Source organism: Streptomyces sp. NPDC001709, assembly GCF_053596375.1.
The window spans coordinates 260367-284223 of sequence record NZ_JBSFGB010000001.1; the positions used below are offsets into that span (position 1 = coordinate 260367).

General features: G+C 72.0%; 24 protein-coding genes and 1 pseudogene. 11 read left to right on the plus strand and 14 right to left on the minus strand.

Translation table 11 applies throughout. From position 1 onward, the window contains the following. The first annotated feature begins 60 nt into the window (after window positions 1–60). Window positions 61–1209, plus strand: a complete 1149-nt coding sequence (locus ACWC0C_RS01355; protein WP_450860716.1) for an acyl-CoA dehydrogenase family protein — start codon at window positions 61–63, stop codon at window positions 1207–1209. After that, window positions 1209–2261 (plus strand): Zn-dependent alcohol dehydrogenase, encoded by a 1053-nt coding sequence (locus tag ACWC0C_RS01360; RefSeq protein ID WP_449200906.1) that lies wholly within the window; start codon window positions 1209–1211, stop codon window positions 2259–2261. The genes ACWC0C_RS01355 and ACWC0C_RS01360 overlap by 1 nt, the downstream gene beginning before the upstream one ends. Here the strand turns inward: ACWC0C_RS01360 and ACWC0C_RS01365 are convergent. Continuing rightward, the gene (locus ACWC0C_RS01365; RefSeq protein ID WP_450860719.1) at window positions 2251–3267 is read right to left on the minus strand and encodes a GlxA family transcriptional regulator; all 1017 of its coding nucleotides are present in this window, start codon (window positions 3265–3267) and stop codon (window positions 2251–2253) included. The genes ACWC0C_RS01360 and ACWC0C_RS01365 overlap by 11 nt on opposite strands. A 71-nt stretch (window positions 3268–3338) precedes the next feature. Between ACWC0C_RS01365 and ACWC0C_RS01370 the strand changes: the two genes are divergently transcribed. Both ACWC0C_RS01370 and ACWC0C_RS01375 read left to right on the plus strand, forming a co-directional pair. Next, the gene (locus ACWC0C_RS01370) at window positions 3339–4646 is read left to right on the plus strand and encodes an MFS transporter (RefSeq protein ID WP_450860721.1); all 1308 of its coding nucleotides are present in this window, start codon (window positions 3339–3341) and stop codon (window positions 4644–4646) included. A 101-nt stretch (window positions 4647–4747) separates the two neighbouring features. Then, on the plus strand, window positions 4748–5863 hold the full coding sequence (locus ACWC0C_RS01375) for a methyltransferase (RefSeq protein ID WP_450860723.1): 1116 nt from the start codon (window positions 4748–4750) through the stop codon (window positions 5861–5863). Between the two features lie 136 nt (window positions 5864–5999). On the opposite strand, the gene ACWC0C_RS01380 is transcribed toward ACWC0C_RS01375, so the two are convergent. Together ACWC0C_RS01380 and ACWC0C_RS01385 are read right to left on the minus strand one after the other, a co-directional pair. Further along, a complete protein-coding gene (locus ACWC0C_RS01380; protein ID WP_450860724.1) occupies window positions 6000–6764 on the minus strand; it encodes an alpha/beta hydrolase in 765 nt (254 codons plus the stop codon). A 204-nt stretch (window positions 6765–6968) separates the two neighbouring features. Continuing rightward, window positions 6969–7559 carry a flavin reductase family protein gene (locus ACWC0C_RS01385; RefSeq protein WP_450860726.1) on the minus strand — a complete coding sequence of 197 codons (591 nt, stop codon included), beginning with the start codon at window positions 7557–7559 and terminating at the stop codon, window positions 6969–6971. 83 nt (window positions 7560–7642) lie between these two features. Between ACWC0C_RS01385 and ACWC0C_RS01390 the strand changes: the two genes are divergently transcribed. Beyond that, window positions 7643–8554, plus strand: coding sequence for a hypothetical protein (locus tag ACWC0C_RS01390; protein ID WP_450860728.1), 912 nt, complete (start codon window positions 7643–7645; stop codon window positions 8552–8554). Between the two features lie 3 nt (window positions 8555–8557). Here the strand turns inward: ACWC0C_RS01390 and ACWC0C_RS01395 are convergent. The 7 genes and pseudogenes from ACWC0C_RS01395 to ACWC0C_RS01425 all read right to left on the minus strand — a co-directional run. Then, a pseudogene (locus tag ACWC0C_RS01395) lies at window positions 8558–8653 on the minus strand (enoyl-CoA hydratase/isomerase family protein); the annotation flags it as partial. Window positions 8654–8821: 168 nt separating this feature from the next. Further along, window positions 8822–9406, minus strand: a complete 585-nt coding sequence (locus tag ACWC0C_RS01400) for a hypothetical protein (RefSeq protein WP_450860730.1) — start codon at window positions 9404–9406, stop codon at window positions 8822–8824. Next, on the minus strand, window positions 9403–11193 hold the full coding sequence (locus tag ACWC0C_RS01405; protein ID WP_450860732.1) for an alpha/beta hydrolase: 1791 nt from the start codon (window positions 11191–11193) through the stop codon (window positions 9403–9405). Before ACWC0C_RS01405 ends, ACWC0C_RS01400 begins: the two co-directional genes overlap by 4 nt. Window positions 11194–11195: 2 nt before the next feature. Next, window positions 11196–11642 carry an amino acid ABC transporter permease gene (locus tag ACWC0C_RS01410; RefSeq protein WP_450860733.1) on the minus strand — a complete coding sequence of 149 codons (447 nt, stop codon included), beginning with the start codon at window positions 11640–11642 and terminating at the stop codon, window positions 11196–11198. Between the two features lie 153 nt (window positions 11643–11795). Next, window positions 11796–12581, minus strand: coding sequence for an enoyl-CoA hydratase/isomerase family protein (locus ACWC0C_RS01415; RefSeq protein WP_450860735.1), 786 nt, complete (start codon window positions 12579–12581; stop codon window positions 11796–11798). Further along, complete coding sequence (locus ACWC0C_RS01420; protein ID WP_450860737.1) at window positions 12578–14800, minus strand: acetate--CoA ligase family protein; 2223 nt, start codon at window positions 14798–14800, stop codon at window positions 12578–12580. Before ACWC0C_RS01420 ends, ACWC0C_RS01415 begins: the two co-directional genes overlap by 4 nt. Window positions 14801–14895: 95 nt before the next feature. Next, a complete protein-coding gene (locus ACWC0C_RS01425) occupies window positions 14896–16095 on the minus strand; it encodes a flavin-containing monooxygenase (protein ID WP_449198786.1) in 1200 nt (399 codons plus the stop codon). Between the two features lie 200 nt (window positions 16096–16295). On the opposite strand from ACWC0C_RS01425, the gene ACWC0C_RS01430 reads away from it, so the two are divergent. The 3 genes from ACWC0C_RS01430 to ACWC0C_RS01440 are packed head-to-tail and all read left to right on the plus strand — an operon-like array spanning window position 16296 to window position 18015. Continuing rightward, entirely contained in the window at window positions 16296–16748 is a 453-nt protein-coding gene (locus ACWC0C_RS01430; RefSeq protein WP_450860738.1) for a DoxX family membrane protein, read from the plus strand. Then, complete coding sequence (locus ACWC0C_RS01435; protein ID WP_450860740.1) at window positions 16745–17140, plus strand: Zn-ribbon domain-containing OB-fold protein; 396 nt, start codon at window positions 16745–16747, stop codon at window positions 17138–17140. Before ACWC0C_RS01430 ends, ACWC0C_RS01435 begins: the two co-directional genes overlap by 4 nt. 17 nt (window positions 17141–17157) lie before the next feature. Beyond that, window positions 17158–18015, plus strand: coding sequence for a GNAT family N-acetyltransferase (locus ACWC0C_RS01440; RefSeq protein WP_450860742.1), 858 nt, complete (start codon window positions 17158–17160; stop codon window positions 18013–18015). A gap of 6 nt (window positions 18016–18021) precedes the next feature. Here ACWC0C_RS01440 and ACWC0C_RS01445 read toward each other — a convergent pair whose 3' ends face one another. The 3 genes from ACWC0C_RS01445 to ACWC0C_RS01455 form a co-directional block, all read right to left on the minus strand. Then, window positions 18022–18687, minus strand: a complete 666-nt coding sequence (locus ACWC0C_RS01445) for a pyridoxine/pyridoxamine 5'-phosphate oxidase (RefSeq protein ID WP_450860744.1) — start codon at window positions 18685–18687, stop codon at window positions 18022–18024. A 10-nt stretch (window positions 18688–18697) separates the two neighbouring features. Then, a complete protein-coding gene (locus ACWC0C_RS01450; RefSeq protein WP_450860745.1) occupies window positions 18698–19123 on the minus strand; it encodes a pyridoxamine 5'-phosphate oxidase family protein in 426 nt (141 codons plus the stop codon). Between the two features lie 83 nt (window positions 19124–19206). Next, on the minus strand, window positions 19207–20379 hold the full coding sequence (locus ACWC0C_RS01455; RefSeq protein WP_449198780.1) for a thiolase C-terminal domain-containing protein: 1173 nt from the start codon (window positions 20377–20379) through the stop codon (window positions 19207–19209). A gap of 121 nt (window positions 20380–20500) precedes the next feature. Between ACWC0C_RS01455 and ACWC0C_RS01460 the strand changes: the two genes are divergently transcribed. Together ACWC0C_RS01460 and ACWC0C_RS01465 are read left to right on the plus strand one after the other, a co-directional pair. After that, window positions 20501–21838 carry an acyl-CoA dehydrogenase family protein gene (locus tag ACWC0C_RS01460; protein WP_450860747.1) on the plus strand — a complete coding sequence of 446 codons (1338 nt, stop codon included), beginning with the start codon at window positions 20501–20503 and terminating at the stop codon, window positions 21836–21838. After that, entirely contained in the window at window positions 21838–22314 is a 477-nt protein-coding gene (locus ACWC0C_RS01465; protein WP_450860749.1) for a nitroreductase family deazaflavin-dependent oxidoreductase, read from the plus strand. The genes ACWC0C_RS01460 and ACWC0C_RS01465 overlap by 1 nt, the downstream gene beginning before the upstream one ends. A 322-nt stretch (window positions 22315–22636) precedes the next feature. Here the strand turns inward: ACWC0C_RS01465 and ACWC0C_RS01470 are convergent, their stop codons facing one another. Continuing rightward, complete coding sequence (locus tag ACWC0C_RS01470; protein WP_450860750.1) at window positions 22637–23254, minus strand: LysE family translocator; 618 nt, start codon at window positions 23252–23254, stop codon at window positions 22637–22639. Window positions 23255–23336: 82 nt separating this feature from the next. On the opposite strand from ACWC0C_RS01470, the gene ACWC0C_RS01475 reads away from it, so the two are divergent. Then, a complete protein-coding gene (locus tag ACWC0C_RS01475) occupies window positions 23337–23789 on the plus strand; it encodes an Lrp/AsnC family transcriptional regulator (RefSeq protein WP_449198776.1) in 453 nt (150 codons plus the stop codon). Window positions 23790–23857 lie beyond the last annotated feature (68 nt).

Below are 23857 nucleotides of genomic sequence, written 5' to 3' on the forward strand. Positions count from 1 at the left end.
GTTGGGGTCGTTCGCGCAGTTCCCCGCGCCCCTTTGGGGCGCTCAAGCTGAGGGAGCTTCATGGATTTCGAGTTCAGTCAAGAGGACGAAGAGTTTCGTGCTGAGGCCCGTGCCTGGCTCAAGGCCAACGCAACACCCTCGACAGACCGCCGCACCTGGGAACGCACCCTTGGTGAAGCCGGCTGGATCGGAATCGGCTGGTCGGAGGCGGGATACGGCAACCGGAGCGCCCCCCTCACCCAGCAGGTCGTCTGGGCCGAGGAGTACGCCCGTTCCCCCGCACCCCCACGCTCCGGCCACATCGGTGAGAACCTGCTCGCCCCCACCCTCATCGCCCACGGCACCGACGAGCAGAAGTCCCGCTTCCTGCCCCCGGTCGCGGCCGGCGAGGAGCTGTGGTGCCAGGGCTACAGCGAGCCCGGCGCCGGTTCGGACCTGGCGGGGGTGCGGACTGCGGCCGTACGGGAGGGGGACCGCTACCGGATCACCGGGCAGAAGATCTGGACCTCGCTCGCCCACGAGGCCGACTGGTGCTTCGTACTGGCCCGCACCGACCCGGACTCCCGGCGCCACCACGGACTCAGCTTCCTGCTCGTCCCCATGGACCAGCCCGGCCGTGTCGAGGTGCGCCCCATCCGGCAGCTGACCGGCACCAGCGACTTCAACGAGGTCTTCTTCGAGGGCGCGCACGCGCGCGTGGAGCACGTCGTAGGGGGTGAGGGGCAGGGGTGGCCGGTGGCGATGAGTCTGCTCGGGTTCGAGCGGGGGGTGTCCACCCTTGCCCAGCAGATCGGGTTCGCCGAGGAGCTGGCAGCCGTGATCCGGGTTGCCGCGCGGACGGGTGCCGTACGGGATCCCGTCGTACGGGAGCGGCTCGTGCGCCAGTGGGCCGAGCTGCGGACCATGCGCCGGCACGCCCTGCGCACCCTCGGCGGCTCCGCCGACCCCGACGCGCCCAGCGTGGCCAAGCTGCTCTGGGCCGGCTGGCACCAGCGGCTGGGCGAGCTGGCGATGCAGGTCAGGGGCGCGGCGGCCACCGTGGGGCCTCAGGACTGGTCGCCGTCGGCGCCGTACCGACTCGACGCTGACCAGCACCTGTTCCTCTTCTCCCGGGCCGACACCATCTACGGCGGCTCGGACCAGGTCCAGCGCACGATCATCGCCGAGCGCGTGCTCGGCCTGCCCAGAGAGCCCAAGGGGGCCGTGTGATGCGTGGCGTGGTGTTCGACGGCAGGCAGGTGCAGGTGGTCGACGATCTCGCGGTGCGGGAGCCGGGGCCCGGCGAGGTGCTGGTGGCGATCGCGGCGGCCGGGCTGTGCCACAGCGACCTGTCCGTGGTGGACGGCACCATTCCCTTCCCGGTGCCGGTGGTGCTGGGGCACGAGGGTGCCGGGGTCGTGGAGGCGGTCGGCGCGGGCGTCACCCATGTCGCGCCCGGCGACCATGTGGCGCTGTCCACGCTCGCCAACTGCGGCACCTGCGCGGAGTGCGACCGGGGCCGGCCGACGATGTGCCGGCAGGCGATCGGGCGCCCGGGACGGCCGTTCACCCGGGGCGGGACCGGCCCGGTCCACCAGTTCGCCTCCAACTCGGCCTTCGCGGAACGCACGGTCGTGAAGGCCGTGCAGGCGGTACCGATCCCGAAGGACATCCCCCTGGAGTCGGCCGCGCTGATCGGGTGCGGGGTGCTCACGGGAGTGGGGGCCGTGCTCAACCGGGCCCGCGTGGACCGCGGCGACAGCGTCGTCGTCATCGGGACCGGCGGGATCGGGCTGAACGTACTGCAGGGCGCACGGCTCGCGGGTGCGCTCAGGATCGTCGCCGTGGACGCCAACCCGGCCAAGGAGGAGGTGGCCCGGCAGTTCGGCGCCACCGACTTCCTGACCTCGGCGGAGGGCGTGCGGGACCTGCTGCCCACGGGCGCCGACCACGCCTTCGAGTGCGTCGGCCGGGTGGAACTGGTCCGGCAGGCGATCGACCTCCTCGACCGCCACGGCCAGGCGGTCCTCCTCGGCGTCCCGCCGGCCACGGCCGAGGCGTCCTTCCTCGTCTCCTCCCTCTACCTGGACAAGTCCGTCCTCGGCTGCCGTTACGGCTCCTCCCGCCCCCAGCGGGACATCGCCCTCTACGCCGAGCTGTACCGCCAAGGGCGCCTGCTGCTCGACGAGTTGGTGACGGCGGCCTACCCCGTGGAGGACTTCGACAAAGCCCGCGCGGATGCGGAGGCGGGGCGGGTGGCGCGGGCGGTGCTCACGTTCTGACGCCGGTCCGGAACGTCCTGCGATAGGCGGTCGGCGTCACCCCGAGTGCCTGCTGGAGATGCTGGCGCATCGACTGGGCCGTGCCGAAGCCCGCCTCGCGGGCCACCTGGTCGATGGACAGGTCGGTGGTCTCCAGCAGGTGGCGCGCCCGTTCGACGCGCTGCTGGGTGAGCCACTGGCCGGGACTGACCCCGACCTCCTCGCGGAAGCGGCGGGTGAAGGTGCGTACCGACATGGCCTCCTGCTCGGCCATGTCCCGCAGCTGGATCGGCTCGTGGAGGCGGCCCAGCGCCCAGGCGCGGGCGGCGGTCGTCGTGGCCAGCTGGGGGTCCGGGACGGGGCGGTGGATGTACTGGGCCTGGCCGCCGTCGCGGTGCGGGGGTACGACCGTGCGCCGGGCGACGTCGTTGGCGATCGCCGTACCGAAGTCGCGGCGCACCATGTGCAGGCACAGGTCGATCCCGGCGGCCACCCCGGCCGAGGTCAGCACGTCGCCGTCGTCGATGAACAGCACGTCCGCGTCCACCTTGACCTGTGGGAAGAGTCGCTGGAAGCGCTCGGCGTCGGCCCAGTGCGTGGTCGCCGGGCGGCCGTCGAGGTATCCGGCGGCGGCGAGGACGTAGACACCGGTGCAGATGGAGGCGAGCCGGGTGCCGGGGCGGACGCGGGCGAGCGCGGCGGCCAGTTCGCCGGTGAGCCGGCCCTCGTCGAAGACCGGACCGAGCTCGTACGACGCCGGAACGATCACCGTGTCGGCGTCGGCCAGGGCCTCCGGGCCGTTGGGTACGTGCACCGCGAAGTCGGCGTCGGTCTCGACCGGGCCGGGCGGCCGTACCGAGCAGGTCACGACCTCGTACAGATGCCGCCCCCGCTCGTCCTTCGGGCGGCCGAAGATGCGGTGCGGGATGCCCAGCTCGAAGGGGAGCAGGCCGTCGAGGGCGAGGACGACGACCCGGTGCGGACGGAAATCGCCGGTGGCGGCGGTCATGGCCCGATCGACACTCATGGCCCGATCCTAGCGAATGCTGCCCTCCGGGCCACTCGATGCGCGGGAACGGACCGTGGACGCTCTATGACGTGACTCAGACAAGCCCAGCCGCAGCCCCCGTCCAGGCCACCCCGCCCACCCGGCAGCACCGTATTCACCGTGCCTGGTTCGTCGCCGCCGTCACCTTCGTCACGATCATCGGTGCGGCCGCCTTCCGCTCCCTGCCCGGCCTGCTCATCGACCCGCTGCACCAGGAGTTCGGCTGGTCGCGCGGCACGATCGGCGCGGCCGTCTCCATCAACCTCGCGCTCTACGGCCTCACCGCGCCCTTCGCCGCCGCGCTGATGGACCGCTTCGGCATCCGCCGGGTCGTCGCCGTGGCGCTGACCGTGATCGCGATCGGCTCCGGGCTGACCGTGTGGATGACGGCGGCCTGGCAGCTGTGGCTGTGCTGGGGCCTGCTGGTCGGCCTCGGCTCCGGCTCGATGGCGCTGGCCTTCGCCGCGACGGTCACCAACCGGTGGTTCACCGAGCGGCGCGGACTGGTCAGCGGCATCCTCACCGCCGCGTCCGCCTCCGGCCAGCTGATCTTCCTTCCGCTGCTGTCCTGGCTGACGGAACACCACGGCTGGCGCCCGGCCGCCGTGACCGTCGCCCTGGCCGCCCTCGCCGTGGTCCCCTTCGTGTGGATCCTGCTGCGCGACCACCCGGCCGACATCGGCCAAAAGCCCTACGGCGCCGCCGAGTTCACACCCAAGCCGCCCCCGGTGACCGGCGCCGCCCGCCGCACCCTGAACGTCCTGTCCACCTCCGTCCGCACCGGCACCTTCTGGCTGCTCGCCGGCACCTTCGCGATCTGCGGTGCCTCCACCAACGGCCTGATCCAGACCCACTTCGTGCCCGCCGAGCACGACCACGGCATGCCCGTCACCACGGCGGCCTCGCTGCTCGCGGTCATCGGCGTGTTCGACGTCGTCGGCACGATCGCCTCCGGCTGGTTCACCGACCGCTTCGAACCCCGCCGCCTGCTGGCCGTGTACTACGCCCTGCGCGGCCTCTCGCTCCTCTTCCTCCCGATGCTGCTGGGCCCCGCCGTCCACCCCCCGATGCTCTTCTTCATCGTCTTCTATGGCCTGGACTGGGTGGCCACCGTCCCGCCGACCCTCGCCCTGTGCCGCGAGCAGTACGGCGAGGACAGCGCCATCGTCTTCGGCTGGGTACTCGCCTCCCACCAGATCGGCGCGGCCCTCGTCGCCTACCTCGGCGGCCTCGCCCGCGACGTCTTCGGCTCCTACGACATGGTCTGGTACGCCTCCGGCACGCTGTGCGCGGCTGCGGCGCTGATGGCCCTGGTGATCCGCCGGGCCCCAGTGGCCGCGCAGCCGGCACTATCGTGAACTCATGCGTATGACAGGCGGCTTCATGGTTCCCGGCATGGTCCTCGGCGACGCGTTCCTCGTGCCCGCCCACGTAGGAACGTCCTCCCGAGGAGCATGCCGTGTCCCTGGTCCACTGGACCGAGAAGCAACCCCTGTCCGCCCGCTGGCACTCTGAGAGCGAACTCCCGCCGCCCCGGCGCCTGGTCGTCGCCGACGACCGTATCCCGGCCGCCGTCGCCCACCGCCTCGCCTGCGAAGGCACCGCCCTGCTGTGGCGGGGCGACTACCACGGCGCCCGCCGGCTGCTGACCGCGCTGGCCCGCCGTATCGACCGCAAGGCACCGGACCCGGCGCCCTGCGCGGCCGAGACCTTCCACCACCAGCGCCGCTTCCGCGCCCACCGCGCCCGCGTACTGGGCCGCCTCCTGGTCCTGCTGGAGGCGGACCACACCCTGGCCCTGCGCCGCGCCCCCGACGTCCGCGCCGCCTGCGCCGACGCCTACGGCCCAGCGGCCGGCCCCACCCTCGTCCCGCTCCGGGAACTGCTGGGAGCCCTAGGCGCCCGCCAGTGGCGCGAGAAGGGCGTCCACGTGCCCGCGCTGGATGCCCGGATCCACCCGCACTACGGCGTCTTCGCCCCGGTCCGCGGCGAGTACGTCGACCTGGTGGCGAAGGCACCACTGCCCACCACCCCCACCCCCACCGCCTTCGACCTGGGCACCGGCACCGGTGTGCTGGCCGCCGTCCTGGCCCGGCGCGGTGTGCGCCGCGTTCTCGCGAGCGACCTCAGCCCCCGGGCCCGCGCCTGCGCCCGGGACAACGTCACCCGCCTCGGCCTCGCGGACCGGGTCACGGTCACCGGCCCGGAGCTGTACCCGCCCGGCCGGGCCGCGCTGGTCGTCTGCAACCCGCCCTGGCTCCCGGGCCGCCCCGCCTCCGACCTCGACCAGGGCGTGTACGACCCCGGCGGCACCATGCTGCGCGCCTTCCTGGCGGGCCTGCCCGCACATCTCGAACCCGGCGGCGAGGGCTGGCTGATCCTGTCCGACCTGGCCGAACACCTGGGCCTGCGCACCCGCACCGAGTTGCTCGCCGCGATCGAGAGGGCGGGTCTGAAGATCCTGTCCCGCACGGACACCCGCCCCCGCCACCCACGCGCGACCGACCCGAACGACCCCTTGCACACGGCCCGCGCGGCCGAGGTGACGTCCCTGTGGCGACTGGCGGTGCGCTGACCGTCACGCCGTAGCGGCGCGTCCATGGCGCCTGTCCGCCCCCGCTGTCCGCCTGTGCGGGCGGCGGGGGGCTTCTTCGTCTCTCACCCTGGCGTCAGAGTGGCCGGGCGTGTCCCGGTAGTCGCCGCCGTGCACGTCAGGCGGACCCGGTGACCGCTCGGTCGAGGTGTCGGGCGAAGAACCGGACCGCGCTGTCGGCCTCGAACCGGGGCAGCTCCTTGTGCTTGCCCGAGTTCACGTGCAGCGACTTCTCCTTCGAGGCGAAGGCGTCGAACAGGGCGAGACCCTCCTCGCGGGAGATGTGCTCGTCGTCCCACTGCAGATCGAACTCGATCGGGACGGTGATCTGCTTCGCCTTCTCGGCCAGGACGTGGGGCCAGTGCTGGCCGAAGACCGCAGCGGTGATCCTGGGTTCGATCGCCACGAACGGTATGCCGATCGCGGTGCCCATGTTGATGCCCCAGTAGCCGACCGGCCCGTCGGTGCCGATCTCCGGGAGTTCCTGGAGGGCGTCCAGGGTCGCCTGGTACTCGGGTACGGCGAGCTCCGCCAGGTGGGCGTTGTAGCGGACGACGATCGGGCCTTCCGGCTCGCCGGCCGCCCGCGCCCGGAACAGCTCGGCGATTTCCGCCTCGTCGTGTGCGGTGCGCGGCCGGTCGCCGTGACCGGGCGCGTCGATGACGGCGACGTGGAAGCCGCAGCCGGTCACCAGGAGCCGGGCCCGGCCCGACATCGCCGGGTGCTTCTTGTGGTTGCCTCCGCCGTGGCCCATCAGGACCAGGGGCGCACGATCGGCACCGGAGGCCGGGGACCAGAGGACGCCGGGGACGTCGCCCACGGTGAAGTCGCGTTCGATCACGCCGTTCGACGACGACTCGGCGGTGAACTGCAGAGAGTACATAGGTGTTGCCTTTCGGGAGTGCCTTGTTGTCGAGGCGCTCCCGGCGGCAACTACGTCAATCGCCGGCCGTGACGGGAAGGGGGAGCACCCACGTCGATACAGCGTTCATGGGTCTCACCTCCTCGGGCGGCGTCACGGTCAACCGCAAGCTAACAGCTTGATCATCATGCCTGCCACCCATTTCCCCGCCCCCGTGATCACCACTCAGCCGAGCCGGGCGAACCGCCCCCGATGGAAGAGCAGCGGCTCGTCCGGCTCCCCCGTGCCCAGGGCGTTCACCCGGCCCACGACGATCAGGTGGTCGCCCCCGGTGTGCACGGCGTGGACCGTGCAGTCGATCCACGCGGTGGCGCCGGTCAGGCGGGGCGAGCCGGAGACGGGTGCCGGGTCGTACGCGACGCCTGCGAACTTGTCCGCGCCGCTCACCGCGAAGGCCCGGCACAGCTCGTCCTGGCCGGCGCTGAGCACGTTGACGCAGAAGACGCCGGCGTGGGCGATGCGGGGCCAGGTGGTCGACGTACGGCCCACCATGAAGCAGACCAGCGGTGGTTCGAGGGAGAGGGAGGCGAAGGACTGGCAGGCGAAACCGGCGGGACCCGGCTCGTCGTCGGCGGCCGGTGCCGTGATCACGGTCACGCCGCTCGCGAAGCTTCCCAGTACCCGCCGGAACTCGGCCGGGTCGACCGGGGCGCGCTCGCCCTCCCGCACGCACCGCAACTCCGGCCGTGGCAAAGCCTCCACGGGCCCCGGCCCCAGATACCGGACGGCGGCGGCAGCCGCCCCTGCGTGTCCCATCACGCCATCCATTGAAGCTGACGGTTCGTCAGATGTGAAGCCTGGTGGCGGGGCCTCGTACCGGCACTTCGTAGGCTGCGGGCATGGGGTGGGAGAAGGCGCGTGAGCGAGTCCGTGCGACCGGGAGCGATCTGACCGCGGCGATCCCGGTGAACGCGACACAGCTGCCGGCGGCCGGGCTGCTGTGGTGGATCTGGAGCACGAGCCAGGACCAGTACGACACCGGCTACGGCGGCGCTTTCGGCATCTTCTGCCTGCTGGTATTCGCCCCGCTGTTGCTGCCGCTCCTGGGCCTGCTGCTCTCCGTCGTGCTGACGCTGCCCGCGATCCTGCTGGCCCGGCCGACGCTCAGGTGGTTCGGCGGGCCGGAGTGGGCCTGCCGCACGGTCGCGGCAGCGGCCGCCGCCGCCGGCTGGGGCGCGGTGACGACGGCACTCTTCCGCTGGCCGTTCGTCACCACCGCCTCGGTCCTCACCGCCCTGGGCCTGCTGCCCGCGTTCGGCATCGCCTACGTCCGCACGCGTTCCTGGTCGGCGTGGGGCCTGTGGTGGCGCTCGGCACTCGCCTGCGCCGGCCTCTTCGCCCTGACCCTCGGCGGCGGGCTCGCGGCCTCCGCGACCGGCCTGATCCCCCGGTACGAACCACCCGAGCTGACCCCCGCCCAGCTCGCCGGAGTCTGGCGCGGCGACAATGGCGCCGAGCTGCGCCTGACCCCCGACGGCCGGGCCGAGGCCCGCAGCCTCCCCACCCAATCCACGGACCAGAACGGGGCGGAACCGCACCACGAGGACTACGCGGTCTGCGCGGGCTCCGGCACCTGGAAACCCGGCAGGGACGACATCGACCGCCCCGCCGTCCTCCTGCACCTCGACGGCACCTGCGACAGCGACACCCATTGGTCCGTCAGCGGCACCGAGTCCGCCCCCCAGCTGTTCGCCTTCTTCGGCGACGCGGACGCGGGCACCCTCCGGACCCTGGACCGCACCGGCGACTGACCCTCACCGCCCCCGGAACCCCGCCCCCCGCCGCTCCACGAACGCCCGCAGTCCCTCCCGGGCGTCCTCGGTCGTCATGTTGATCTCCTGCGCCCAGGCCGGGCCGCCCGCTCCCCCTGTTGATCAGACCCAGGCGTCCGGTTCCGTGATCGCGGTGACTCCGTTGGTGAAGCTCTCTGGGCCCCAGATGCCGAACGGCGAAAGCCGCGGCTCCTGCGTGTCCCGTCATTCCGCGAACGAAAATGACAGTAGGTCAGATCGCTAGGTTCAGTGGCCGATCGGTTCGCGGGAGGACCAGAACGGGTCGGTCACGTTGGGGCGCGGCACGTCCTTGCCGTAGTAGCTGTGTCCACGCGCCTGGGTCGCCGGCGCCTTGACGTCGGACATGCTGACGCAGGCGGTCTGCACATCGAGGAAGAACTGCCCTTCCCCGCCGACGACGAGGCTGGTGCGCAGCAGGCCGTCACCGGTCTCGGCGTACATCTCGGGGAACTCCTTGTCGGAGCCGACTTTGGTGATCTTCAGCCCCGTCTTCTTCCAGTACCGCTCGATGATGCCGAGGAGAGCCCCGCGCCGCTCAGCGGACACCTTCGTCATGACGACCGCGCGGCGCGTGACGTCCCCGTATTCGTCCGACCCTTCGCAACTGCCGTGGTCCGAGGCGTCATGCGTCCAGTCGAGCGGGGGCCGGACTGCGCCGAACGTCCGGTACACCAGCGCGTCGGCCTTCTCCGCCGCCTCTTGCATGTCCACCTTCGAGTTCCCCTTCACACTCCCGTCGCTCCCACCGCAGCCGGCTACGGCCACGATGCCCAGTGCGATGCCGGCCAGCTGAGTGGTGAGCCTTTTCATCGGGGATCTTCCGTCGTGACGATGTCTGACCTGCCGGCGACGATCTTGGCGATGTTGTTCGCCGCAGAGGGATTCCTGTCGGAATCGAAATATCCGGAGTGGGCCGGCGTCATCCCCTTACCTGAGAGATTGAGCGGCAGCGGCCCGTCCCCGGATTCTATACGGACGGCACCGAACTCCTCGCTGACCGGGTCCCGGCCGAACCAGCGCTGGTTGTCCATATAGCTGTCCACCGCCTGGACCGGGCCCAGGAGGCTTTCCTTCCCGGGTAGCCAGGAAACAGGATCGTTGCCGGCCGAAGCGGAAAAAACGTGGCCCTTGCCCACATTCAGTTCCTCGGCCCGCTGAGCCCCGGTGCCAGGGCTGCCCAGCAGGACGATGTCGTCGGCGCCGGGAATACCGCCGTGCTGACGCGCCGCCGTGCCGACCACGAGGGAACCGTAGGAGTGCCCGATGGCGGTGACGTGGGGGTCCTTGTGCACATTGGTCGCCTGTATGCCCTCCATGAAACTGCGGTATTCCGGGGCACCTTTTTCCGCGTTCGCGGTGGATCCCACCTCGGTGAAGCCCGGCGCGTCGTAGCCGAGCCACACGATAGAGGCCGTCGAGTGGTCGTACTTGCGCGCGCCTTTGGCGGTCTGGAACGCCCTGCGGACTGTGTCGTCCGCGAAATCCCCGTCCAGTGCGGTGCCGAGGCCGGGAACGTATGCGGAGACGTTCTTGGCGGTGTCGGGGTTTCCGTAGCTGACGATTGCCCGTCCGTTCCCCTCGTCCCCGATGCCCAGCAGGAACATGGGCGGGTTGCTGCCCGCGTCGAGTTTGGCCTGGATTCCCTTCATGCCGTCGAGCTGGGCCTTGGACAGATCGTCGTGCTGACCCTCGAGCTTCGCAATGAGGAACTTCAGGTTCTCCCGGTTGGCGTCGTCGCGGGCTGTTGCCGGTATGCCGTCGAGGCTGCCGATCAGCCCCGGGAAAGCCGTCAGGTATTCCTCGCGCTCGTCCGCCGTCAAGTGGTCCCACCAGTCCTTGCGTTCCGCCGGTGTCTTGTCCAGCGGAAGCTTGTCCTTGATGTAGGGCAGCGCGGAGGCGCCGACCGAGTCGACGTCGGATGCGACATCCGCCCACGTCCTGGTGTCCACGGTCAGGCCGGGGGCGGCCTTCAGTCTCGCCAGGGCTCCGGAGTACCGGTCATCGGCACCACGCGCGCGCAGCACGGCGAGAGAGATGCGGTTGGCAATCTCCTGTGCTTTGGCGTAGTGCGGGTTCGGGACTCTGACCTTCCCGTCGGCATCGCCCAGGCCGGGCTGGTACATCCGGTGCTTTCCCGAGGACGGAGCCGCGTTCCCCGGCGTGAAGTGCCCGTCCTCGCCGTAGACCGTGCCGCCCGGATACTCCGCTCCGGTCTGCTCGTTCTTCCCGTCGGCTGGGTAGGTGACACCGCCGTTGTCGTCGACCGTGTAGCCGAGTGCCGCGGCGTCGTCCAGTGCCCCGGTCAGCGCCTTGCGCTGGGTGGTCAGCTCCGCCGCCAGGCCGTCGATGGCGCCTCGGATGAGACCGCACTCGGCGTGGATGTAGTGGTAGTTGTCCTCCAGCCGCTCGAGGCGCTTGACCGCGGCCTGGGCGGCCTCGCTCTCCTGGGTCTTGCCGAGGGGGCCACTCATCCGGCCCGCGATCTGTTCGCGAGCGGAGTCCGCGTGCCGAGAGACGGCACCCCATCCGTCGGCCGCGTGGCTGAGCGTGTCCGGCTTGAGGTCCTTGAGCTGCTGCCAGGTCAGCGTCGATGTCACGGTCAGCCCTTCCCGGAACCGGACACGTGCACGGCACCGACCTTGGTGCCCACCGCGTGGTCCGCTTCACCCATGTCCAGGGCCACCTGGCGCAGTTTGGGACCCAGGGTGCTGCACTCGTCGCGGACCGTGCCCAGACGGTTCTCCCACGAGGTGAGAACGGCCCTGAGGGTGCCGAGACTTGCGAGGCCCCCGAGGGAAGCGGCCATGTCGTCGTGGGCGAGGCCCAGGTCCGCCTTGGACTTGACCGTGCTGGTGTGCAGATCGTCGGCCACGCTCGCGGCCCGCGTCCAGGGGCCGTGCGTGTGCCGCAGTCGCCCGGTGCCGCTCCCCCCGCCGGCCCCGCTGCCGGAACCGCCGACATCGGCCGGAACCTGATTGAGCTGCATGCGCGTTCCATGCCGCTCGGCAGCCGCCGACTTGAGCTGCTCCCACTCCTCCCACGCCACGCGTGGTCCCTCCCCCGTGCCGGTCGTTGTGCCCCGGTTAAGTGTAGATGCGCGCTGTACCGGTCCCATCCGTGAAGCACCCCATCCGTCCTGAGTACGCGTACTCAGGCCACGAGGTGCGCGGCGCCCGAAAGTGCCGACCTGAACCGGCCCTCACCGCCCCCGGAACCCCGCCCCCCGCCGCTCCACGAACGCCCGCAGTCCCTCCCGGGCGTCCTCGGTCGTCATGTTGATCTCCTGGGCCCAGGCCTCCGCCGCGAAGGCGGTGGTGCGGTCCGAGTCCAGGGAGGTGTTCAGCAGGTGCTTGGTCAGGGCCAGGGCGCGGGTCGGGCCGGAGGCCAGGCGGGTCGCCCACTCCCGGGCCGCCTTGGGCAGATCGGCGTCGGGTACGGCCCTGTTGACCAGGCCCAGGCGTTCGGCGTCCGGTGCCGGGAGCGCGTCGCCGAAGAACATCAGCTCCTTCGCCCGGTGGGGGCCCAGGAGGCGGGGGAGCAGGTACGCGCCGCCGGCGTCCGGTACCAGACCCCGCCGTACGAACACCTCGATGAAGCGGGCCGACTCGGCGGCCAGGACCAGGTCGCAGGCGAAGGCGAGGTGCGCGCCGAGACCCGCCGCCGTGCCGTTCACAGCGGCGATCACCGGCTTCTCGCAGTCCAGGACGGCCGCGATCAGGCGTTGGGCGCCCACGCGCAGCACCCTGGCCACGTCTCCGGGGAGCCGGTCGCCGCTGCCGGTACCGCCTCTCAGGTCCGCGCCCGCGCAGAAGCCCCGCCCGGTGCCGGTGAGGACCACCGCCCGGACGTCCGGGTCCGCCGATGCCTCCGCCAGGCGGGCGATGAGGTCGTTGCGCAGGTCCGGGGTGAGGGCGTTGAGGGAGTCCGGGCGGTTCAGTGTGAGGTGCAGGACCTGGTCGCGGGCATCCGAGAGGAGATCGGTCATGCGCACACCACCAGCGCGTCCAACGCCACCGCCCCCTGCCCCCGCGGCAGGACCATCAGCGGGTTGATGTCCAGCTCGGCCACGTGCTCGCCCAGTTCGAGCGCCATGCGCTGGACCCGCAGGACCACCTCCACCAGGGCGTCCAGATCGGCCGGCGGGCGGCCGCGGACGCCGTCCAGCAGGGCCCTGCCGCGGAGTTCGGTGAGCATGGCGCGGGCCTGGTCCTCGCCGAACGGGGGGACGCGGACCGCCGCGTCGTGCAGCACCTCCACCAGGACTCCGCCCAGGCCGACCGTCACCGTCGGGCCGAAGAGGTCGTCGTGCGTCACCCCGACGACCATCTCCACGCCCTGCTCGACCATCTGGCACACCAGGATCCCGTCCAGCGAGACACCCTCGTAGCGCGCGATGTCCGTCAGCTCGCGGTAGGCGTCGCGGACCTGGCTCGCGGACGTCAACCCGATCTTGACCAGGCCCAGTTCGGTCTTGTGGGCGATCTGGGCGCCGGAGGCCTTCATCACCACCGGGTAGCCGACCTGGGCCGCCGCCCGTACGGCCGCCGCCGCGCTGGTCACCAGCTGCTCGCGCGGCACCCGGATGCCGTAGGCCCGCAGCAGCTGCTTCGCCGCGTGCTCGCTGAGCTGCCGGCCGGGGCGCATCAGGGCCTCGGCCTTGCGGAAGGAGGGGGACGGGGTGCGCGGGGCCTCGTCGAAGGGGGAGTGGTAGCCGCTGCTGAACGTGTGGTGGTTCAGCCAGGCGCCGACCGCCGTGAGGCAGTTGGCCAGGGTGCGGAAGGTGGCGACACGGGACGAGCCGAGCAGGACCTCGCGGTACGCGGCCTCCGTGCCCACCGGCGAGCCCCACACCACGCACACCAGCTTGTCCGTCTCCTCCGCCGCCTCGACCAGGTCCTTGACGAGTTTGTCGCTCAGCGGGGGGAAGGGGCCGGTGATCGGGCAGATCAGGACGCCGATCGACGGGTCGGCCAGGATCGCGTCGATGATCTTGCGGCCACGGGCGTCGCCGACCGGGTGCCCGCCGTTGTCCACGGGATTGGCCACGCTCAGATACGACGGTATCCACTGGTGGAGTTCCGTCTGCTTGGCCTCGGACAGGCGGGGCAGCCGTAGTCCGGCCACCGTGGCCAGGTCGGCCGCGTGGGCGCCGGTGCCGCCGGAGATCGAGTACACCGCGACCCCGTCCGCCAGCGGGGCCCGCGCCCGCGCCAACAGGGCTGCGGTGTCCTGGAGTTCGTCGAGGCCGTCGACCCGTACGACCCCGAACTGGCGCATCGCCGCGTCCACCACGTCGTCGGCGCCGGTCAGCTTGCCGGTGTGCGAGGCGGCCGTGCGCGCGCCGGTCTCGGTGCGGCCCACCTTCACCGCGACCACCGGCACCCCGCGGCGGGCGGCGCGGTCGGCGGCCAGCAGGAAGGCACGGCCGTCCTTGAGGCCCTCCACATAGCAGGCGATGGCGCCGACCTCGGGCTGCTCGGCGAACCAGGAGACGAAGTCCGCCGTCTCCAGGTCGGCCTCGTTGCCGGTGGGCGCCCAGTGGGAGAGCCGGACGCCCAGCTCCTGCAGCGAGAAGACCGGGCGGCCCTGGTGGCCGGACTGGGTGATCAGCGCGATCGCGGGTCCGGTCAGGTCCTCCCGGAAGTGCTCGAAGGCGTTGAGGTTGGTGTTCGGGCCGAGGAGCCGGATCCCCGAGCGGTGTACGGCGTCCGCCAGCCGCTGCTGTGCCTCGGCGCCCGCCTCGCCCGTCTCGGCGAACCCGGAGGCGAAGGCGACCGCGAACTTCACCTTGGCGTCCGCCAGCTCCTCGATCACCGGCAGGGGATCGGCCACCAGCAGCACGGCCAGGTCGACCTGCCCGGAAGGCAGTTCGGCGACGGAGGCGGCGCAGGGGATGCCGAAGACGCAGGGGCGGGTCGGGTGCACCGGGTGCACCCGCGCACCGACCCGCTCGGCCCATGCCAGCAGCTGCCGGGTGATCCCGGTGTTCGGCCGTCCCTCCGCGTCCGAGGCGCCGATCACGGCGACGGACTCGGGCCGGAAGAAGCGGGTCAGGTCCGGTACGTCCGCATACAGCGGCCGCCCGCTGACGTCCAGGTCGTCGACCTGATCGTGTACGACGGGGCCGGGCCGCTGCTCACCGCAGGCGATGACCCGGGCCCGGCGGGAGTCGGTGGTGAGGGTGCCGTGGGTTGATCCAAGCATCGGTCCGCCCGCTCCTGTGAGACAGCACAAGTAAACTGACGCTCTGTCAGATTACTGAACTGACGTAATGTCAGGAACAGGTCGGGCGCGCAAAGTTACCGACGGGTGCTGCCGAGGTGCCTGGCCGTCGCCTTCGCTATCCGCCCGGCGTCGAGCGCCAGCTCCCGGAGCATCCCGCTGATCGGGTTGGTGAACCCGGTGAAGTACAGCCCGGGCGCCCCGGCGGGCGTACGGCCGCCGTGCACCACCGGCCCGCCCCGGCCGTCCAGTACGCCCAGGTGTCCGACCAGCCCTTCCAGGGCGCGGGCGTATCCCGTCGCCGCGATCACGGCGTCCGGCTCGATGCGGCTGCCGTCGGCGAGGACGACCTTTCCGGGGTTCCCGTCCTCGAAGGAGTCGACGGCGGCCACGATCTCCACCTTGCCCCGGCGCACGGCGTCGATCAGGCCGACGTCCTGGACCGGGATGGCGCCTTCGGTGACCCTGCTGTACAGCCCGGTGTCCGGGCGGGGCAGGCCCTGGGCGGACAGGTCCGGCACGGCGACCTTCGCCTGGAGCCGGCACAGCCGGTCCACGAGCCCTACCGGCAGCCGCCGTACCAGCACGCCCGAGTACTGCGCGGGCCAGCCGAGCGTCGAGCGGCGCACGATGTGCGGAACGGTACGGACGGCCAGCCGCACCCGCGCCGCGCCGCCCTCCACCAGGTCCACGGCGATCTCGGCGCCGGTGTTGCCGGCGCCGACGACCAGGACGTCCCGGCCGGCGTACGGCTCGGCATTGCGGTAGGCGCCGGCGTGCAGCAACTCGCCGCCGTACTCCGTGCGGCCCGGCCAGTCGGGGATGCGCGGGGTGTGGTTGTAGCCGGTGGCCACGACCACCGCGCTGCCGGTCAGCTCGCGCCCGCCGGAGGCGTGCAGCAGCCAGCCGGTGCCGTCCCCGGCCCGCTCGACGCGGAAGACCTCCACACCGGTGACTATCTCCAGCTCGTGGTGCTCGGCGTACTTGTCCAGGTAACGCACCACGTTGTCCCGGGACACCCAGCGCCCGAACTTCCTGGGGATCTTCAGGCCGGGGAGCGCCGAGGCCCGCCGGGTGGTGTGCAGACGGAGGCGGTCGTAGTGGCCGCGCCAGGACGCGCCGACCCGGTCGGCCTTGTCCAGCACCACGGCCCGTATGCCCCGCGCCCGCAGCGCGTACGCGGCGGCCAGACCGCCCGGACCGGCGCCGATGACATAGACCGGGCGGTCGGCGGGGGTGGCGGAGAGCGGTACGGAAGCGGAACGGGAGTCGGCCATGGTGGGGAGCGTAATCACGCACCCCGTTGATGGGTCTCGGTCAAGACCGGAATTGGTTGCGGATTGATCACGGGTGTACGGGAATGGAGGGCGATTGGTGAAGACGCAACCATTGAAAGATCATTGGAGGCGGGGCGTGGGCTCACGGGCCGGTGTCCAACAGGTGGGCTTCGCCGCTGATCTGACGTACCGTCAGATCCATGGACTCGATATGGCTCGGCGGCGCGGAGTGGCTGGCGGTGCTGCGGATCGGCCTCGGTCTGTGGTGGCTGGAGAGCTGGCGGCACAAGGACAAGAAGGCCTGGTTCGAGCGCGGCAGCGGCATCGCCTGGGCGGCGGACGTGGCGGCGAAGCACCGCTGGACGCCGGTGCGGACGGGGTTCGAGGTGGTGGTGAAGCCGTACCCACGGCTCATGGCCTACGTCGTCGCCTACGCCGAACTCTCCCTCGGCCTCGGCCTGATCCTCGGCTTCCTGACACCGGTGGCCCTCATCGGCGGCCTGCTGCTGAACGCGATCTACTTCGTCCTGATGATCCACGACTGGGCCGAGCAGGGCCAGAACTCGATGATGGGGCTGATCTCGCTGGTCGGTTTCTTCGGCATGGCCTGGCAGGCGTGGTCGGTGGACGCGTGGCTGGGGTGGTTCCGATGAGTGCGGCGCGTTACGACCTTCCCGAGCCCGACGCCTTCACGCGCCCCTACTGGGAGGCGGCCGCGGCGGGCCGGCTGCTGATCCGCCGCTGCGGGGCCTGCGGGCGGGCCCACCACTACCCCCGCGAGTTCTGCCCGCACTGCTGGAGCGAGGAGGTGACCTGGGAGGAGGCGAGCGGCCGGGCCGCGCTCTACACGTGGTCCACGGTCCACCGCAACGACCTGCCGCCCTTCCGCGAGCGCACGCCGTACGTGGCCGCGGTGGTCGATCTGGCGGAGGGGCCGCGGATGATGACGCGGATCGTGAACTGCGCCGAGGGATCCCTGGCGGCCGGGATGGCGCTGCGGGTGACCTACCAGGACGGAAAACCGCTGTTCGAGCCCGGCGGCTGAGCACGACCATGGGGCGCATGCGCCCCGAGAACTGGCATCTCACCGAAGACCTGGACGACTTCCTCTCCCGTGCGGGCGGCTTCCTGCGCTCCCGGCCGGCCCTGCACACCGTGCCGTTGACGGTGACGGACGCGCTGCGGCGCCGTGGGCTGCACGCGTACAGCGCCGAGGCACCGCTCTTCGGCGTCCTGGACGACGGCACGGTCCGCGCGGCCCTGCTCCACACGCCACCCTTCCCCGTCCACGTCAGCGCGCTCGCCCCGCGGGAGGCCGAGGCCCTGGCCGTCCGGCTCACGGAGCTGGGCCGCCCGGTGTCCGGGATCTCCGGCCCGCCGGAGACGGCGGAGGCCTTCGCGGCGGCCTGGCGGCGGCACACCGGCACGACGGCCGTGCTCAGCCAGCGCAAACGGCTGTACCGGCTGGGGGAGTTGACCGTTCCGCGGCCGAGGCCCGCGGGGCGGGCGCGGATCGCCGGGACCGGGGACCGCGAGCTGCTGATCGGCTGGAAGGCCGGGTTCGACGCGGACACCGGTCACGGCGTCGGCACGGACGCGGCGGCGTGGGCCGACGCGCGTATCACTGAGGGCGGCATCACCCTCTGGGAGACCGCGGACGGCACACCCGTCTCCCTCGCCGGCGTCACCCCGGAGATCGCCGGCCAGGTACGGATCGCTCCCGTCTACACCCCGGCCGGGCTGCGGGGCCGCGGATACGCGGGCGCGGCCACGGCCGAGGTGAGCCGGGCCGCGCGGGCGGCGGGCGTACCGGAGATCCTCCTCTTCACCGACCTCGCCAACCCGACGAGCAACGGGCTGTACCAGCGGATCGGGTACCGTCCGGTGGCGGACTTCGCGGAGTGGGGGTTCGGGCAGTGAGCGCCCTCACGGCCACAACAGCGTCTTGCTCCAGCCGAACTCCGTGCTCCGGTACTCCAGTCGTACGTGCCGCCGCTCCGGGTCCCCCTGGAAGAACTCCACCGTCTCCGGGCGCAGCCGATAAAGAGTCCAGGTGGGGGACGGCTCGGTGGGGTTCTCACGGGCCCGGTCCCAGGCTGCCTGCGACGCCCGCCGCAGCTCGTCCAGCGACGGCAGGTGCTCGCTCTGCCGGCCCGTGAGCGCCGCGGCCAGCGCCCCCGTGGAGCGCGCGTGCAGGTCGGCCTGGCTCTCCTGGGAGGGTGCCGCGGTCACCGGTCCGCGCACCCGCACCTGGCGGCCCAGCGCCGGCCAGTAGAAGGCCAGGGCCGCGTACGGGTGGGCGCTCAGGGCCCGGCCCTTGCGGCTGGAGACGTGCGTGGCGAAGGACCAGCCGTCCGCGTCGGCACCGTGCAGCATCACGATCCGTACGTCCGGCTTCCCCTCCTTGTCCACCGTGGCCAGCGACATCGTGTGCGGCTCCGGCTGCCCGGCCGCCACCGCGTCCGCGAACCAGCCGGTGAACAGCGCGAGCGGGGTCGGCGGGGCGGTGTCCGGGTCGAAGGGGCGCAGCTCGGTCGCCTTGGGGTCCCAGACCCGGAGCGACCTCAGCAGTGCCGGGAGATCAGTTCCCATGCCCCCATGTTCACACTTGGCCGAGATCCGACGACACCCACCGCTCCGGGCGCATATGGATCACCACCTGCTCCCCGTGGTTCTTCCAGGCGAAGTCGACGTAACCGTCCACCTTCTCGGCCGGCAGATAGCGCGCCGAGATCTCCCGCAGCTTCTCGATCGTCCCCGGGTCCGTCCTCACCACCGGGCCCTCCACCGACACGTACCTGACCGTCGGCTCCACCCGCTCGACCATCAGCGTGAACCGGCCCGCCGCGCTGATCAGATCGTTCTTGCGGGACTTCCGCCCGGTCATGATCCACACGTCCCCGCCGGGCTCGTACCAGTACCAGATCGGCACCGCCAGCGGCGCACGCCCCGGGCCCGCGTCCACCGCCAGCGCGGCAACGTGGGCCTCGGCCAGGAACGCCTCTCGCTCTTCGCGGGTCAACGCCATGTCGGTCTCCTCCTGCGGCTCGTCCGTGGCCGGCGGCAACACCGGCCCGCACGAGCCGTCTTCCCGCCGGGCCGCCCGGCCGATCAGTTCCGGCCGAGTACCACCGTCCCGGACGAACAGAACCAGCCCCCCGTCCCCGAGGCGACCCCGAGGCGCGGCAGCTCTCCGTCACGCCGCCGGACCTGCCGCTCCCCGGCCTCCCCGCGCAGTTGCCGCACCGCCTCCACGAGCAGGAACAATCCCCGCATACCGGGGTGTTGGGCCGACAGCCCGCCCCCGTCGGTGTTCACCGGCAGCTCCCCGCCCCGCACCAGCAGCCGGCCCTTCTCCACGAACGCCCCGCCCTCGCCCTTCCCGCAGAAGCCCAGGTCCTCCAGGGTGACCAGGGTCATGTAGGTGAAGGCGTCGTAGATCTGCGCGAAGTCCATCTCGTCCGGCCCCACCCCCGCCCGCTCGAAGGCGAGGCGACCGCTCACTGCCGCCGGGGACACCGTGAAGTCCGGCCACTCGGACATCGCCGCGTGCGAGACGTGTTCGCCGGTGCCGAGGATCCACACGGGGGCCGAACGGCTCTCTCGTACGTACTCCTCGGCCGCCAGCAGGACCGCCGCGCCGCCGTCCGAGCGCAGACAGCAGTGCAGCTTGGTGAAGGGGTCGGCGATCATCGGGCCGTCCAGCACCTCCTCGACCGTGATCGGGGTGCGGAACATCGCCTCCGGGTTCAGTGCCGCGTTGGCCCTGGCCTGGACCGCCACCTCGGCCAACTGCTCGATGGTCGTGCCGTGTTCGATCATGTGGCGGCGGGCGGCCATCGCGTACTTGGCGATCAGGGTGTGGCCGTAGGGGACCTCGAACTGCAGGGGGCCGCGGGCGCCGAAGGAGAGGTCGCCCGTCCTGCGGCCCGCCTTGATGTCCGCGCGCGCCGTCGAGCCGTAGACGAGGAGGACGGCGTTCGCGTGGCCCGCCGCTATCGCGTCCGCCGCGTGCGCCGCCATGACCTCCCAGGTCGAGCCGCCGACCGAGGTGGAGTCCACCCAGGTGGGGCGCAGGCCCAGATACTCGGCCACCTCCACCGGGGCCAGTGTGCCGAGGCCCGCCGAGGCGAGGCCGTCCACCAGGGTGCGGTCCAGGCCCGCGTCCGCGAGGGCGCGGCGGGCCGCCTGCGCGTGCAGGGTGTACGGGGTGGCGTCGGCCACGCGTCCGCAGTCGGAGAGGGCCACGCCGACCACGGCGACCTTCCTGCTCCCAGCCGTCATGAATCTGACGGTACATCAGATCTTGCGGGCTGCGGCAGGTGTTGCGGCTCTGGGCATCCCCGGACCGGCGGCCTAATATGACGATCCGTCAGATCGGCTCGGGAGGGATGAGGGACCCGCCATGGACACGCGCCTGACCGCCGAGCAGGACGAGATCCGCCGCACCCTGCGCGAGCTGCTCCACAAGCGGTGCGGGCCGGCGGAGCTGCGGAGCGCCGTCGACAGCCCGGCCGGACACGACCCCCTCCTGTGGTCCGCCCTCGCCGACCAGCTCGGCCTGCCGGGGCTCGCCCTGCCCGAACGGTACGGCGGTGTCGGCTGCACGCTCACCGAACTGGCCCTCGCCTGCGAGGAGACCGGGCGGGTGCTGGCTCCCTCCCCGCTGCTTGCCACGTCCGTTCTGACCGCGCCGCTGATCCTCGCCCTGGGGACGGAGACGCAGTGCGCCGAGCTGCTGCCCCGGCTGGCCTCCGGTGCCCTCACCGCCGCGCTCGCCGTCCCCGGGCCCGCCCTCGCCGTGGCGCTCGCCCTGACCCGCGAGAACGGCGGGTTCTGCGCCGGTGGCGGGCGGGCCGGGGGTGTCCAGGCCCGGCGGGTCGACGGTGACTGGCGGCTGTACGGGCAGGTCGACCAGGTGCTGGACGGGCACAGTGCGGGGCTGCTGCTCGTCGCCGCGCACACCGGGGGTTTCGCGCGGCCGAGAACCCGGCTGTTCCTGGTGGCGGGGGATGCGGTGGGGGTCGTACGGGCCCGGCAGACGGCGCTTGACGCGACGCGGCCGCAGGGGCGGGTGCAACTCCGGGATGTGCGGGCGGAGTTGCTGGGGGAGGAGGAGGTGGCGGGCGCGGGGGATACGGCTGTGCTGTGCGCGCTTGCCGCGCTCGGGGACGGGGTTGCCGCCGTGCTCGCCTGTGAGGCCGTGGGGGCGGCCGACCGGGTGCTGGAGCGGACCGTGGAGTACGTGGGGCAGCGGGAGCAGTTCGGGCGGGCTGTCGGGTCCTTCCAGGCGGTGAAGCATCGGTTGGCGGATGTGTATGTGGGGGTGCAGGCGGCTCGGTCGGCCGCGTACTTCGCCGCTTGGGCGGCCTGCGCCTCGGCTTCGCCTTCGGCGGGGATTTCGTTCCCACCCGCACCACCCGTGCAGCTCTCGTCGTCGGGTGCGGGTGGCCCCCGTGGGGCGTCCTCGCCGTCGGCGGCCTGCGGGTCGTCGTCCGGTTCGCTACCTGCTGTGGAAAGGGCCGGTGGGCTGGCGCTTGCTCAGGCCCTGGAGGCGTTGCGGGGGGCCGCTGCCGAGGGGATCCAGTTGCATGGGGGGATCGGGTTCACCTGGGAGCACGACGCGCAGCTGTACTTCAAGCGGGCGGCCGGGGACGAGCTGCTGTTCGGGCCCGTGCACCGGCTGCGGGACCGGGCCGCCGAGGCCGCCGGTCTCTTCGCGGGCGGCGAGGTGGCCGTCTGATGGCTGGGCCCGGCGTGCGGTTCGTACAGCGGGTCTCCTCCACCCGGGCCTTCGCGAAGGTCGCCCCGCATGTGGTCCCGGCTCTCGACCGGGCCGTCCACCGGCTCACCCGGGGCCGCCTCCTGCTCAGCGCCCGGATGCTCCCCGGGGTGATCCTCACCTCCACCGGCGCCCGCTCCGGACTGCCCCGGCGGACCCCGCTGGCCTGTATGCCGGAGGAGGACGGCAAGAGCTGGATCCTGGTCGGCTCCAACTTCGGGCGGACCGGGCATCCGGCATGGACCCATAACCTCCTCGCCCATCCGGACGTGTCGATCAGCTGGAAGGGCCGGGACATCCCGGTCACCGCCCTGCTGCTCGCGGGGGAGGAGCGGGCCGCGGCCTGGCAGGCGCTGCTGGCGTTCTGGCCGCCGTACGGCACCTACCAGGCGCGGGTGGAGCGGGAGATCCGGCTGTTCCGGCTCGTCCCGCGGTGAGCCCGGTCTCAGTGCGTGGAGACCTGCAGACACGCCACGTCGTACTGCGAGACCGAGTGCGGGTTGCCCGAGTTCTGGGGCTGTTCGCCCGCGATGGGGGTCCCCCCGTTCGAGCAAAGCCGAGAATGGGGGAGGCTGCCCGAGACGCCGTCGGGGTTGAAGGCGGAGCCGGGGCGGTCTCGGCGGGGGGATCACTTACCAGGGAGGGGACTGCAGCTGCCTAGGGGCGCGGGGAACTGCGCGACCAGCCACGACGGTCCCGCAGACGCTCGACGGCCCCGCACCGCGCACTTCCTGAAGCGCCACGGCACCCCCAGCGGAGCTAAAGCGTGGCCAGTCGCTCCACCAGCAAAAACGCGCCGATCCCCAACATCGCCGCCCCCGACGTGCGCGTCACCGCCCGGGCCGCGGCCGGCCTCGCGGAAAGCAGCGCACGCGACAACGTGCCGACCGTGAGGTAGACGGCCGCGCAGCAGGCCATGTGGAGGAGGCCGAGGGCCGCCGTCTGGGCGGGTACGGGCAGGTGGGTGCCGCGGAGGGTGAGGAACTGGGGGAGGACGGAGAGGTAGAGCAGCAGGCCCTTGGGGTTCAGGCCGCTGATCGTGGCCCCGCGCAGGAAGAGACGCCTCTCACCGGCCGCCGTGTCCCCCGCCCCCGGAATCGCCGGGCGGCGCAGGACGCTCCAGCCCAGCCACAGCAGATAGCCGGCTCCCGCCACCGTCAGGGCCGTCAGCAGCTTCGGCGAGCCCGCCACCAGGACCGCGAGGCCCGCCGTCGCCAGGACCGTGTGCAGGGCGTAACCGGAGACCAGGCCGGCGACCGCGCGCGGCACCGAGCCACCGCGCAGAGCGGTCGCGATGACATACGCCCAGTCGGCGCCCGGTACGCACACCAGCAGCAGGTCCACGGCGAGGAAGGAGAAGAGCAGTCCCGAGTCCATGCTGGGGACATTAGGCGTGAATGGCCCGAAAGTGTTCCCGAAGTTTGCCGGGCGAGGGGGGTTTCGAGGGAAGATTTACCTCATGGACTCCGTTGATCGGAAAATTCTTGCCGAGTTGCAGCAGGACGGGCGGCTGACCGTGACCGAGCTGGCCGCGCGGGTGCGGCTCAGCGTCTCGCCCTGCCACCGCCGGCTGCGCGAGCTGGAGCGCTCCGGCGCCATCCAGGGCTACCGGGCGCTGGTGGACCCGGGCGCGCTCGGGCTGAACTTCGAGGCGCTGGTCTTCGTGTCCATGCGGCAGGAGGACCGGGACACGGTCGCCGAGTTCGAGCGGGCGGTCGGCGAGCTGGAGCACGTCCTCGACGCCCAGCGGCTGTTCGGCGAGCCCGACTATCTGCTCCGGGTCGCCACCGCCGACCTCGCGGCCTTCCAGCGGCTCTACGACGAGCGGCTGGCGACCCTGCCCGGAGTACAGCGGCTAACCTCGACGCTGGTCATGAAGCACGTGGTGCGGGACCGGCCACTGCCCGCGTAGCACGGCAGGCGGCAGCTCACCTCGGTGAACTGCCGCCTGCCAGACAGGACTTGGGGTATGGGAAACAA